General features: G+C 62.5%; 12 protein-coding genes. 1 reads left to right on the plus strand and 11 read right to left on the minus strand.

Going from position 1 to position 13431, the window contains the following annotated elements; all coding sequences use genetic code 11:
* The coding region (locus KA184_17315; GenBank protein MBP8131341.1) for a hypothetical protein at positions 1 to 486 on the plus strand (486 nt) is incomplete at its 5' end.
* Between the two features lie 61 nt (positions 487 to 547).
* Here the strand turns inward: KA184_17315 and KA184_17320 are convergent.
* The 11 genes from KA184_17320 to KA184_17370 all read right to left on the minus strand — a co-directional run.
* Positions 548 to 1486, minus strand: a complete 939-nt coding sequence (locus KA184_17320) for a hypothetical protein (GenBank protein ID MBP8131342.1) — start codon at positions 1484 to 1486, stop codon at positions 548 to 550.
* A complete protein-coding gene (locus KA184_17325; GenBank protein ID MBP8131343.1) occupies positions 1479 to 3110 on the minus strand; it encodes a CTP synthase in 1632 nt (543 codons plus the stop codon). The genes KA184_17320 and KA184_17325 overlap by 8 nt, the downstream gene beginning before the upstream one ends.
* A gap of 3 nt (positions 3111 to 3113) precedes the next feature.
* Positions 3114 to 3887 (minus strand): 3-deoxy-manno-octulosonate cytidylyltransferase, encoded by a 774-nt coding sequence (kdsB, locus tag KA184_17330; GenBank protein MBP8131344.1) that lies wholly within the window; start codon positions 3885 to 3887, stop codon positions 3114 to 3116.
* Positions 3888 to 4102: 215 nt separating this feature from the next.
* On the minus strand, positions 4103 to 4465 hold the full coding sequence (locus tag KA184_17335) for a response regulator (protein MBP8131345.1): 363 nt from the start codon (positions 4463 to 4465) through the stop codon (positions 4103 to 4105).
* A gap of 54 nt (positions 4466 to 4519) precedes the next feature.
* Positions 4520 to 5668, minus strand: a complete 1149-nt coding sequence (locus KA184_17340) for a hybrid sensor histidine kinase/response regulator (protein MBP8131346.1) — start codon at positions 5666 to 5668, stop codon at positions 4520 to 4522.
* A gap of 4 nt (positions 5669 to 5672) precedes the next feature.
* Entirely contained in the window at positions 5673 to 6074 is a 402-nt protein-coding gene (locus KA184_17345; GenBank protein ID MBP8131347.1) for a response regulator, read from the minus strand.
* A gap of 74 nt (positions 6075 to 6148) precedes the next feature.
* Positions 6149 to 8125, minus strand: coding sequence for a 4Fe-4S dicluster domain-containing protein (locus KA184_17350; protein ID MBP8131348.1), 1977 nt, complete (start codon positions 8123 to 8125; stop codon positions 6149 to 6151).
* A 33-nt stretch (positions 8126 to 8158) separates the two neighbouring features.
* Positions 8159 to 9880: a [FeFe] hydrogenase, group A gene (locus tag KA184_17355; protein ID MBP8131349.1), complete on the minus strand. Its 1722-nt coding sequence runs from the start codon at positions 9878 to 9880 to the stop codon at positions 8159 to 8161.
* A gap of 52 nt (positions 9881 to 9932) precedes the next feature.
* Entirely contained in the window at positions 9933 to 11945 is a 2013-nt protein-coding gene (locus KA184_17360; GenBank protein MBP8131350.1) for an NADH-quinone oxidoreductase subunit NuoF, read from the minus strand.
* Entirely contained in the window at positions 11938 to 12429 is a 492-nt protein-coding gene (nuoE, locus tag KA184_17365; protein MBP8131351.1) for an NADH-quinone oxidoreductase subunit NuoE, read from the minus strand. Before nuoE ends, KA184_17360 begins: the two co-directional genes overlap by 8 nt.
* 538 nt (positions 12430 to 12967) lie before the next feature.
* On the minus strand, positions 12968 to 13431 hold a 464-nt coding region (locus KA184_17370; GenBank protein ID MBP8131352.1), incomplete at its 5' end, for a hypothetical protein.

The following is a 13431-nucleotide window of genomic DNA, read 5'->3' on the forward strand; positions in this document are numbered from 1 at the left end:
TTCGCGGGGTTGATCACCCGCAACGCGGCGATTATGGAGTACCTCGACGGTCTGCTCAACGTGGAGGAGTTCGTCCGCGCCTTGATCCGCCGCGGCGCCGGGCCGGACGTGATCAAGGCGTGCCTTGCTGCCTTGGCCGATGCCGTGAACGGGTTGAATGCCGCGGGCGCCTATCACGCCGACCTGTCGGGAAAGAACATTTTCACCGGTGACGGGCGCGCGTTCTATTTCATCGACCTGGATGCCGTGGAACTGGGCGGGACGTATACGGACGAACGCCGCATGACGAACCTGGTCCAGCTCTACGATTCGTTCTGCGACGAACTGAATGACATGTTCCTGGCGCCTTTTCTCATGCGCATGCTGCCAACGGGTTACGACCCGCGCGTCTGGCTGCCGCGCGTTCGCGCCGGTCAGCGCAGACGCCGCGCACGGCTGGCGCGCCGGCGCGAAAAACAGGGGCGCGGCAAGAACCTCCTTCCATAGTCACCGGGGCGCCTGCCGGGGTTCGGGTCGGGCAGCAGCCTGCAGTTGCAGGACGTTCCCTTCACATCTCGAAGACGGCAGTGAAAACCGGGGCGCCGTCATGCGTGCTGACAACGACCTTTGCGGCCTCCGCCGAGGGCTGCATGCGCCGCAATTGGGAAAGGTCGAGACGAAGTTCGGCGCGCAACCGCGGCGGCACTTCCACCATGTCCTGAAAGCGCATCGAGCGCGCCTCATAATACCAGACACTGGTCGAATCGGCCCACAACCGGAACTCCCCCGTGCCGGACTCGCGCACGTACACGTCCACTCCATACGCGGCACTCGAGGCGTGCCGCCGCGATTCGCCCCAAGGCACGTGCAGCATTACGGGCACGCCGCCGGCATTGGCGCATTCGAGCACCACCACGTCCGCCGCGCCAACGAGCCGCGCGGCCGTGACGTTCAACCCGGAAGCGGGCCGCAAGGCAACGAACGTCACAATCACGGACACGACCAGCAGTACGAAAGCAAGGCCGATGAGCTTGAGGTTCGACTCGGTCAGGCTGAACTCGGCCGGCTGTCGCGGTGCTTCGACGCGATAGCGGTCGACCGGCAAATCGACGAAACCGCCGATATCGCGGGGGTCCTCGGCGGAGATCAGCGTGTTGTAGACGCTGACGGCCTCCCGGCAGCGCTGAATCCGCTGGTCCAGAGCGCGCAGGCGGCGCGCGGCCCAGTAGCCGCTGCTGCGCGCTTCGAGCGCCTGGCGGGCGCGCAACAGTTTCTGCAGTTTCTTGCCGAGCGCGGTCAGTTGCGGCAATTCGTCCAGCCGCAGGTCTTCCACCGTGCGCCCGGCTACCGCAAGGTGGTCGCTGTACACGGCATGTTCGGTCTCATAGCGCGAAGGAGCGACGCCGCCCGTCTGATACGTCTCCTCGAGCGATTCACAAAGCCGGCGCGCCTTCTCGCGGTACGAAAGGGCCAGTTGGAAACGTTGTTGGAGTTCTGGGTTAAACACGGTTCTTTCGTTGTTCCAGCGCCGCGCGCACAAACTCGCGGAAGAGCGGTTGCGGCTTAAGCGGCGTGCTCTTGAATTCCGGGTGGAACTGGGAGGCACAGAACCAAGGATGGCTGCGCAACTCGATCATCTCGACGAGATTGTGGTCTCCGCGCGCATGGATGCCGCTGACCACGACGCCCGCGCGCGTCACCATGCCCTCCAGGTACTCGTTGTTAAACTCGTAGCGGTGCCGGTGCCGTTCGTAAATCACGTCGGCGCCGTATGCCGCGCGCACCTTCGTGTCCGCCGGCAATTCGCACCGATACGCGCCCAGCCGCATCGTGCCGCCCATGTCACGCACCCCGCGTTGCTCCGTCAGCAAGGAGATTACGGGATGAGGCGTCTCCGGCTCAAACTCGGTGGAATTTGCCTCGGCCAGGCCCAACACATCCCGGGCAATCTCGATGACGGCTATCTGCATGCCCAGACAGATGCCCAGAAACGGCTTCTTCCGCTCGCGCACGTAGCGTACTGCCTTGACCTTGCCCTCGATACCCCGCTTCCCGAAGCCCGGCCCCACAAGGATGCCGTCGAAATCCGCCAGCAGTTGTTCCGGCTCCTCGCCTTTCTCGAACCGTTCCGAATCCACCCATTGCAGCCGCACCCTGCAATCATTGTGAATACCCGCATGGACAAAAGCCTCGTTGATGCTCTTGTACGCGTCGTCGTGGCCCGTGTACTTGCCCACCGCCGCGACCCGCACTTCATCCGTCGCCTGCCCCATCCGCGCTACCATCCCCTCCCATTCCGAAAGCTCGCTTGGCGGCATTTCCATGTGGAACAGCCTCAAAACGACCTCGTCCAGGCCCTGTTTCTTGAAGTTCAGCGGAATCGCGTACAACGGCGAAATGTCTTCCGCGCTGATGATCGACTCCGGCGTCACGTCGCAGAAGAGCGCGATCTTGCGCCGCTGCTCGGCGCCCAGCGTGTGCTTGCCCGTCCTGCACACAATAACGTTCGGCTGGATGCCGATCTGCCGCAACGTCTGCACACTGTGTTGCGTCGGCTTGGTCTTCAGTTCGCCCGCCGCCTCGATAAACGGCATCAAGGTGACATGAATGAAACAGCAGTTTGGCGGGCCCACTTCGAGCCGGAATTGCCGGAGCGCCTCTAGAAACGGCAGGCTCTCGATGTCGCCGACCGTGCCGCCAATCTCCACGATGGCGATATCCGCGTCGTCCTCCGGCTCGGCGGTAAGCAGCCGGATACGAGACTTAATCTCGTCCGTAATGTGCGGGATGACTTGCACCGTCTTACCCAGGTATTCGCCCCGCCGCTCTTTCTGGATCACGGCATTATAGATGCTGCCTGTCGTCGCATTGCTCTTCTGTGACAACTTGGCATGCGTGAACCGCTCGTAATGGCCCAGGTCGAGGTCCGTCTCGGCTCCGTCGTCCGTGACGAAGACTTCACCGTGTTCATAGGGGTTCATCGTGCCGGGGTCCACGTTGATGTACGGGTCCAGTTTCATCATCGCAACCTTGAAGCCCCGCGCTTCAAGCAGCAGCCCGAGACTCGCCGAAAGAACCCCCTTTCCAATCGACGAAACCACCCCGCCAGTCGTAAACACGTATCTCGGCATGGCTTACCTCCCCTGTTGCATGGTTTTCAGCAGAGCCCGCACCCGCTCCAAGTCCTCCGGCGTGTCCACGCCGATAGATTCGTACTCGGTGTCCACCACCGCCAGCTTGTAGCCGTTCTCCAACACACGCAACTGCTCGAGCTTCTCCAGCTTCTCCAGCGGGGTCTGCGGCATGCGCGCATACCGCAACAGAAAGTCGCGCCGGTACGCGTACAGGCCGACATGCTGCCAGTAGCATTCCCCCGCGGCGCGGCGGTCCGCCGCGTCACGGATGTACGGGATGGGCCACCGCGAGAAATACAGCGCGCGCCCGCGCGCATCGCAGACTACCTTCACCACGTTCGGGTTATCGATGTCTTCGGGGCGCGTGATGCGACACCGGGCCGTGGACATGACCTCATCGGGCTGTTCGAGCAGCGGCCGCACAGTGGCGTCGATCACGGCGGGATCGATTACCGGTTCGTCGCCCTGTACGTTCACGACGATATCTGCCGGGCGGTTCGCCATCACTTCGGCGATCCGGTCGGTCCCCGAGGCATGGTCTACCCGCGTCATCACCGGCGTCACCCCGAACGGCGCGAGCGCGTCCACCACTTCCTGCGCGTCCGTCGCAATAAACACATCGTCGACCAGCGCGGCTTCACGTGCCCGTTCGTACGTGTGCAGAACGACGGGTTTTCCGAGCAGCGGCGCGATGATCTTGCCCGGAAATCGGGTCGAGGCGTAGCGGGCGGGAACCACGGCAACAATACGGCGGGATTCTTTGGAGTCTAACATGCAACTCATTCCTTGGCAAGGACTTACGAATACCAGCACCTGAAGCACAGGTTAGAGGAATTGGGAAGCATGACCCGTTCTCTAACGGGATTGCAGCGTATCAGACTCCCACACCCTTTTGCAACATGCACACCCGCGTTGCGCGGACAGACGCGACGAGGCCATGCATTAAATCGCTGGTAACCTGCCCCCGTGTTTGCGGCCACTCCGTCGGGTCAGGGAAGCTGTTTACGCACTTTGGCGAGCAGGGTCTGGGCGTCGATGGGCTTGCGAACCACATCCCGGTAAGCGACCGCACTCGGGTCAAACGCTTCATCCGAGGCATTCAGCATCGAGGAGAAGATGAGGATGGGAAACCGGCCGCCGATTTTTTCAACCACGGTGTAGCCCGTGTCAATACGCTCCATCATGATATCGAGGATTATCAGGTCGGGCGAGAGTTCCTCGGCCAGCTTGATGCCCGCGGCGCCGCTGGCCGCCGTCTCGACTTGATACCCTTCCGCCTCCAGCACGCTCCGGCAGAAGAAATGGACGTCGGGATCGTCATCGATTACAAGTATGGTCTTCCGTTGGGCCACTGTCGCGATCCTCTACCGTTCCCCGCTTTCCGCCCGGCAATCCGTTGCTCCATGCTACCTGACGCCGTCCGACGGTTCCACTTTTCCGTCGCGAAGGACCACGGTAAACGTGCTGCCAGCGTCCGGCGCGCTCTGGACAGAGACTTCGCCACTATACAGGGCGGCGACTTTCTTCACAATAGCCAGTCCCAAGCCGCTCCCCAATATACCAAACGTCTTTTCGTTTTTTATACGCACGAAAGAGTCGAAAAGGCGCGCGGCCTCCTCCTCCGTCATCCCGATGCCCGTATCGGCCACGCTGACCGTGACCTCGTCCCCTTTCCGGGCGACATCGACGGCGACGCTGCCGCCCTTTTTGTTGTACTTGACGGCGTTCGAGACAAGGTTGTTGAAAACCATCTCAATCTCGTTGCGGTCGGCCAGCATCGCGGTGGGCTCGAAATGCCGAAGCTGAATCGTCACGTCCCTCTCGACGGCTTCCGGCGCGGAGGTTTCGAGGGCCAGGCGCGCCACTTCGAGCAGGTCGACCTGGTCCAGTTCGCGTTTCTTCTGGCCAGACTCGATGCGGGTCAAGTCCAGCAGGTCGACGATGAGTTTGCGCATGAACTTCGTGCGAACGCGGCAACGCCGCAGCATTTCATCGTAGACCTGCTGATCGCTCCCGGCGGACCGCTCCTCAATCGCGGTGATGTATCCTTCGATGGCATTGAGCGGCGCTTTGAGCTCATGGGCAAGCACGGAAAGGAACTGGAAGCGCACCTGGCGCTGCTCTTTGGCAAGCGCCCGTGCGCGTTCCGCGACGACAACGTGGCGCGCTGCCTTCTGCATGACGTTTTCGAGCTCTTCCGGCGTGAAAGGCTTGGCGAGGAAGTCGTAGGCGCCGCACTTCGTCGCGCGGACCGCGGTTTCGATAGAGGCGTAGGCGGTAATCATGACGGTCAGCACGTCGGGGTGCGCGGTGGCAAGACGCTCGAGCACGTCGAGACCGTTGAGGCCTGGCAACTTCATGTCCAGCAGGACAATATGGGGCGTGGCCGCCTCGATCTTCTGGAGCGCCTCCTCGCCGGAATCCGCCTCGTCGACGGCGAACATGACCGGCTGCTCCACGTCGGGCACGGCGACCCTGTAATTCACGAGGTCGCGCATAACCGCGGCGCGAATCCAGTACTCGTCGTCGACAACGAGCACGCGCAGACCGTCCACGTTGTCACCCTTTCAGCAGACGCGCCACCTCGCGCTGCAATTGCTCAAAGCGGACCGGCTTGGACAGGAGAACGTCCGCCTTGACCCACGAGCGCTCTTCCTTGGTTGCGGCGTCGAATTCGATGCCCGTCTCGCTCGTTACGGACGTCACCATGATGATCGGGATGTTCTGGTCCCGTTTCTTGATGGCGTAGCACAACTTGAAGCCGACGTCCGGTTTTTCCATCATCAAGTCCACGATCGCCAGGTCGGGCCGCGCCTCTTCAAGCGCCTCAAGAGCGGCCTTGCCATTGTGCGCGGCGCGCACGTGATAGCCCGCCGCCGCGAATTGGGCCTTCAACTGGAATACGAAGTCCTCATCATCATCCACCACTAGAAGATTGTGCGTCTTGACTGTTTTTTCCATCGCATTCACCATTATGTCGTTGCGGTTGTTATGGTTTTCGCGCCGCCCTCGCGGGCGAAACGCCTGCTTCCCTGTCAGTGTCTGGGCAGCGTGACGGTAAACGCCGTGCCTGTGGGCCCTTGGCCCGGGTCGGTGTTGGAAGTCACGCGAATGTCGCCACAATGCATCTTCACGATGCCATACGTTATTGCCAGACCCAATCCGGTACCCTTTCCAATTTGCTTGGTCGTAAAAAACGGCTCGAAAATCTTGTCCCGAACCTCCTCCGGAATTCCCGACCCGGTGTCGCCGACGGTCACTACGACGTGCGAGTCTGTGTCTGACAGCTCGACGGAAAGCCGCCCCGCATCGCCCATCGCGCCGTACGCGTTGCTGAACAGGTTGGCCAAGACCTGGACGACCTGGTCCCGGTCGATCTCCGCGATGGGGTCCGTCATCTGGTCTACGACGCCGACCTCGATCCCCGCGGGGGGCGGGCAAGTGCCGAATCCGGACTTCACCACCTCGCGCACATCGGCCGCCTGCCGCGTCAATTTGTTCTGCCTCGCAAAATGCAGCAAGCCGGCCACGATTTTCTTGCAGCGGTCGGCCTGCTCCGCAATCGTGTTCAGGTCTTCGCCAAGTTTGCCATTACCGGCAGCCTCGCGGCGGAGCATGTGCGTGTACATCAACACAACACCGAGGGGATTGTTGATTTCGTGCGCGATGCCCGCTGCCAACTGCCCGACACTCGCGAGCCGTTCGGACTGCATGAGCGCCTGATGCATCTTGGCCAATTGCTCGTGTGAAAGCGCGAGTTCGCGCACCGCTGTCTTGAGCCCCTCGATCGTGGAAGGCAGGCACATTTCAACCTCGGCGAGCCCCCTGCGGATCGCGATCGCGTGGTCCCGGCACGTTTCATAGCCACAGGCGCCGCAGTTCAGCATATCCGCAGGGCCGTGCTTGTTCATGCGCGCCAGCGTGCGCGCAATGTCCTCTTCGGACGGCGTATGGACGCGCTGGTCATCCGCGTTGAAGCCGCGGGAGAGGTCAAGCGCCTCAAATCGGGCCATGTCGCGATTCCACTGCTCGAGGTCGAGTTCTTCGGCGTGCTGCCGCGCATAGCGGCTGACGCGGCCGCGGCGCCGGAACAGAGGCACGTCGTTATCGATGCCCGGTCCGGAGATGCACCCTTGGCACGCAAGCACTTCGAGCAGCGCAACGCCGAGGCCCGGCGCCTGGAATTCGCGGATGGCCTCGACGAAAGCGACACGCCCGTCGGCGGTGACAATCTCCCCCGTCATCAGGTCTTCGCGCAGGTCAGCGGCCTGAAGCAATCCGCCCCGAATGGGGAACAGAGTGCCGGGGCCTGCATGCGGCGGGTCAAAGTCACCCGGGATGACTTTTTCCGGAGAGATGCACGCCTCGTAAAGCATCCGCTGCAGTTCGGTGAACGCGAGCGTGGCGTGCACATCGCGCGGAAGCGCGTCGCTGAGCATTTCGCCTTTCTTGGCGATGCATGGTCCGATAAACACGACGCGCACGTCAGACCCGTAGAGTTCCTTCACGACCCGCGCCGTGGCAACCATGGGCGAGACCACGGGGGCAAGAGCGGGCACGAGTTCTGGGTGATAGCGTTCGACGAAGGCAATCACGGCGGGGCAGGTCGTGGCAATATAGTGCCGGCCGGAGTTCCCCTCGAACAACTTGTGATACTGTCTTGCCACGAGGTCTGCGCCAAAGGCCACCTCGTGCACGTACGTGAACCCAAGCGCGCGCAGCATACCGACGAACTCGCGGTAATCACATTCGCCAAACGCCGCGGGAAAGCTGGGGGCCACGCACGCCGCAACCGGCTTGTCGCCCTTCAGCAGTCCCCGCGCGTTCGCGGTGCAATCGCGCACCTGCTTCGCGTTCTGGCTGCAGACACGCACGCAGTTGCCGCAGCCGATACAGCGCTCCGGAACCACCTCCGCTTGTCCGTCCAGGATGCGTATCGCCTTGGCGGGACACTCGCGCACACAGGTGAAGCAGACGCGACAGCGCTCGCGCACCGTGGTTACGAGTGGTATGTTCCCGGTCTGAATCACGCACGCATGCTCCGGCTACACCGTGACCTCCCGCTTCGCGTAGTGGGTGTGCAGCAGATGGTGGCTCTTCTCGCCCAGCGGAGCGCCCAGGTACTCGTCATACAGTCGCTTGACCGATTCGTTCTGGTGCGACGCGCGCACCTTTCCCGTCGCGTCAATGCCGTACAGCGCCTTCATGCGCTTCACCACGGCGTCCTGCTTGCCAGTTATGGGCTGGCCGCCGCCCGCGATGCAGCCGCCGGGGCAGGTCATGATTTCGATGAAATGCAGGTCCGAGCGCCCGTCGCGCACCTGGTCGAGCAATTGGGCCGCGTTCTTGAGACCACTGGCCACCGCAACGCCCACAGTCAGGCCGCCAATCTGCACGTGCGCTTGCTTGCACCCTTCAAGACCGCGCACCGCGCTCACCTCCAGGTTGCTCAGTTCTTCTCCCGTGATCAGATAGTAGGCGCTGCGCACGGCGGCTTCCATCACGCCGCCGGACGCGCCGAAGATCTTGCCCGCGGTGGTGCGCTCGCCGAACGGCGTGTCTGCACCTTCCGGTTCCAGGCCCTTGAGCTCGAGACCGCGCAGCCGGATGATCTGCGCCAGTTCGCGCGTGGTCAATACGGCGTCGACATCGGCGACTTCGCCCTGCATCATCTCGGGGCGGCCGGCCTCGAATTTCTTGGCCGTACAGGGCATGATCGACACGCTGAAGATCTTGTCCGGCGCAACGCCTTCGCGTTCGGCAAAATAGCTCTTGATCACGGCGCCCATCATCTGCTGCGGGCTCTTGCACGTCGAGATGTTGTCCAGGAAATCGGGATAGAACTGTTCGGCAAACTTGATCCAGCCCGGCGAACAGCTCGTGATCATGGGCAGCTTGCCGCCGTTCTTGATCCGGTGCACCAACTCCGAGCCTTCCTCCATGATGGTCAGGTCAGCCGTGAACGACGTGTCGAACACGCGGTCGAATCCGAGCTGCCGGAGCGCCGCCACCATAACGCCGTCGACGTCGGTGCCGAGAGGCAGCCCGAACTCCTCACCCAGAGAGACGGACACGGAGGGCGCGTGCTGCGCGACCACCATGAGCTCGGGATCGTCCAGCGCGGCGAGCACGTCCTTCACGTGGCTGTGTTCGCGCAGGGCGCCGGTCGGGCAGACGACGATGCACTGGCCGCAGTTGATGCAGCTGGACAGATTCAACCCCTCTTCAAACGCGGTGCCGATGTGCGCGGCGCTGCCGCGGCCCACGAAGTCGATCGCGGAAACGCCCTGGACTTCTTCGCATACGCGGACGCATTTGCCGCAGAGGATGCATTTCTCCGGGTCGCGGATAATCGACGCGCTCGACACGTCCTCTTTGTAGCGGCTGCGCGCGCCTACGTAACGGCGGCGCCGCACGCCAAGGTCCGCGGCCAGGGACTGAAGCTGGCAGTCCTGGTTGCGGACGCAATACAGACAGTCGTCGGGGTGGTTGGCGAGCAGGAGTTCGACGATGGTCTTGCGCGCAAGCACGGCGCGCGCGCTATGGGTATGAATCTTCATGCCGTCGGCAACAGGGAATGAGCAGCTGGGCACCAGCCCCGGCGCGCCTTCCACCTCGACGGCGCAAATGCGGCACGCGCCGGAGGGCAGCATGCCTTCCATGTGGCACAGGGTCGGGATCTCAATGCCGGCGGATCGCGCGGCGGACAGTATCGTCTGGCCCGGCGTCACTTCGTAACTCTTGTTGTTGATTTCGATCTTCAGCATATCACGTAACTCCTCAACGTCCGGTCTCGCAGAAGACGCGGCCGCACCTGCGCTACACCGTGGCAGCGGCGAAATCATCTTCAATGGCAAACAGCTCGACAGCTTCCGTGCGGCACACCGCTATGCAGGAGCCGCACCCGATGCATTTTTCGGCCAGGATGTAGTGGGCCTGTTTGGGTTCGCCCACGATGGCTTCCGCCGGGCAACGCTTGGCGCACACGCCGCAACCGATGCACTTTTCCTGGTTGATCCGGAAGGTGCGCAGTTCCTGGCATACGCCCGCGGGGCAGCGCCGTTCGTAGATATGCGCTTCGTACTCGTCGCGGAACCAGCGCAGCGTGCTCAGAACGGGGTTCGGCGCCGTCTGGCCAAGGCCGCACAGGCTCGTATCCTTGATGACCTTCGCCAGGCGTTCCATGTACATGATGCCCTGGAACCGCTCGAGCGCCATGACACCCGTCTCGTTGCGGTAACCGCGCGTGATGCGCTGCAGGATTTCGAGCATGCGGCGCGTGCCTTCGCGGCAGGGAATGCACTTGCCGCAGCTCTCGCGTTGGATGAAATCCATGAAGAACTTCGCCACATCGACCATGCACGTGTCTTCGTCCATGACGACCATGCCGCCGGAACCCATGATAGCGCCTACGGTTTTCAGCGAGTCGTAGTCGATCTCGATATCCAGGTGTTGCGACGGGATACAGCCGCCGGACGGCCCGCCCATCTGCACCGCCTTGAATTCCCGGCCGTTCGCGATGCCGCCGCCGATGTCGAAGATGATCCGGCGCACGGTGGTGCCCATCGCAACCTCGACGAGGCCCGTGCGCGCCACTTTGCCCGACAACGCGAAGACTTTCGTGCCCTTGCTGTTCTTCGTGCCGATGGCCGCGTATTTTTCGGCGCCCATGCAGAGGATTGGCGGGATGTTCGCCAGCGTCTCCACGTTGTTGATGACCGTCGGCTTGCCGAAAAGGCCCTTCACCGCCGGGAACGGCGGCCGGGGGCGCGGCATGCCGCGCTTGCCCTCGACGCTGTGAATCAACGCCGTCTCTTCGCCGCATACGAACGCGCCGGCGCCCATCTTGATCACGATCTTCAGGCTGCAGTCCGTGCCGAGGATGTTGTCGCCGAGCAGGCCGGCGTCCATCGCCTGCTTGATCGCCGCTTTGAGCCGCTTCACGGCCAGCGGATACTCGGCGCGGATATAGACGTAGGCTTTCGTCGCGCCAATCGCGTACGCGGCAAGGACCATGCCCTCGAGCAGCCGGTGTGGGGCGCCCTCGATGACGGCGCGGTCCATGAACGCGCCGGGGTCGCCCTCGTCCGCGTTGCAGATCAAGTATTTTTGGTCGCCCTCAGCCGCGCGCGCGAATTTCCATTTCTTGCCCGTAGGGAAACCGCCGCCGCCACGCCCCCGCAACCCGCTGATCTCGACAGCGTCGCAGACGGCCTCGGGCGCCATGCCGCGCAGCGCCGTCACGAGCGCGCGGTATCCGCCGTGCGCGATGTATTCGTCGAGGCTGCCCGGGTCCATCTCGCCGCACTGGGCTAGCACGAACCGGGTCTGAGGCGCAAAGAACGGGTGCTCGCTCAGCAGCGGCACGTTCTCCCACGGCCTGACGTTCTTGCCCGGGAACTGACCCAGCACCGCGTCCGCGGGAATCGTCTCGGCAAACACGGCGGCCAGAATGTCCGCCGCTTTCTTCTCCGTGACCTTGCTGAAAGACACGCGCGTGCGGCCCGGCAGTTGCACGTCCATCAGCGGCTCCGCCGAGCACATGCCAATGCAGCCGACCTCGACGATGTCCGCCTCGACCTCTTGCTGGGCGAGCCACGCGCGTACCGCTTTCAGCGTCTTGCCCGCGCCCGCGCCGAGGCCGCACGTGCCGGTGCCGAGGAATATCGTGGGCCGTTCCACGTGCTCCCGGCGCAGGAAGCGCACCTTGCTCTTCAACGCTACGGGCAGGTCGTCCTCGCAGGGCGTGCTGAGCCAGGACTGAATTTCCTCGCGCGACAAGCTCGCGCGGCAAGCTTCACAGTGGCAGTCTTGTTCGCTGTGGTTACTCATGAGCGTTCGCCTCTTTTTTCAGAACCCTGAAAACCCGGTCCAGTTTTGCCGGGGTCATTTCCGCGTGAAACTCCTCGTTGACTCGAATCACCGGCGCCAGGCCGCACGCGCCAATGCATGCCACCACCTCGAGCGAGAAGAGGCCGTCGCGGCTCGTCTGGCCCGGTTGCAGTCCGAGGATCTGCTTCACGTCCTCCAGCACGCCGTGCGAGCCTTTCACGTGGCACGCCGTGCCCCGGCACACCTGCACGTGATACTTGCCGATGGGCTGGAACCGGAACTGGTTGTAAAACGTCGCCACGCCGTAGATCTTGCTTGCGGGCAGCCCCAAGTGCTGCCCAATGCGCAGGATCGCATCGCGCGACAAATAGCCAAGGGCTTCCTGTACCTCCTGCAACAGCGGGATCAGCGCGTCGCGTCCCGCGTCAGGATACTCTGCGAGGATCGCATCCAAGTCGCGTTCGAGAGTGGTCTCGGTGGCCATACGATCAAAATCCTCCGTTTAGCGCGCGTCGCGTACCGACCGGTAGGTAGAAGACGCACGCAACACGATACCGCGTCAACTCATCACACTAAGGGGCGGCCCCCTGCTCCTTAAACCCCGCGCTCAACAACGACCGCCGCCCATTAGACCTTCGCGCGTAGTGTACTCTGCCGAATTCATGAAATCAAGCGCTTTCTTGACTATCCATGAATTATTTTTTTTCGAGATTCTAAGGCTGATAAATCCGGCTCAATCCCCTATGTGAAGGACCTCATGACCGGCAGTATTAGAACGCATTTACCACTGATAGCCCCGGTGCCTGGTGGTGCCGCACCTATATTTTCGAGCTTTGCGCGCCAGCCTCATTGAACGGATCCCTCTTGCAGAATATCCGCTTACAATGCGCAAACTGCTAAAATGGGTATGGCCCTCCAACGCTCTTACCGGCTCCGAAAGATGATTGGATAACCCGCTGCCCGGAAAGAGCAACACGCCGCGCGCGCAACTCCAGGTCTTGCTTCCCTCTGGGGGCGCCCCCTCACGCAGTCCGGGCCGGTCCCGGGCAGAACCCGTCCTCCGTGCCGTCGGCCGGGCAATAATGACAACCGCCTGAGTTGTAGAACTGAATGACCCTGAGCAGCTCGCTCAGCAGGATTTGCCAATCCGGGCCGCTCGGCGCGTAATCACTATCGTGCGGGCAGCAACTCGTGCTTGAGCCTGCCCCGGGAACGTAGCCGTCCTCCGTGGCCCCCGGGGCATCCGCACAATGCAGCCCGCCCGAATTATAGAACTGGATGACCCGCAACAATTCCGTCAATTCAACGAGATTACTGTGGTCCTGGTCGGCTGTATGCCACTCATCTGCGCATGACTCTCCTTCACCTTCACCTTCACCTTCACCTTCACCTTCACCTTCACCTTCACCTTCACCTTCACCTTCACCTTCACCTTCACCTTCACCTTCACCTTCACCTTCACCTTCACCTTCACCTTCACCTTCAC

The organism is Candidatus Hydrogenedentota bacterium, from assembly GCA_018005585.1.
Lineage (GTDB): Bacteria > Hydrogenedentota > Hydrogenedentia > Hydrogenedentales > JAGMZX01 > JAGMZX01.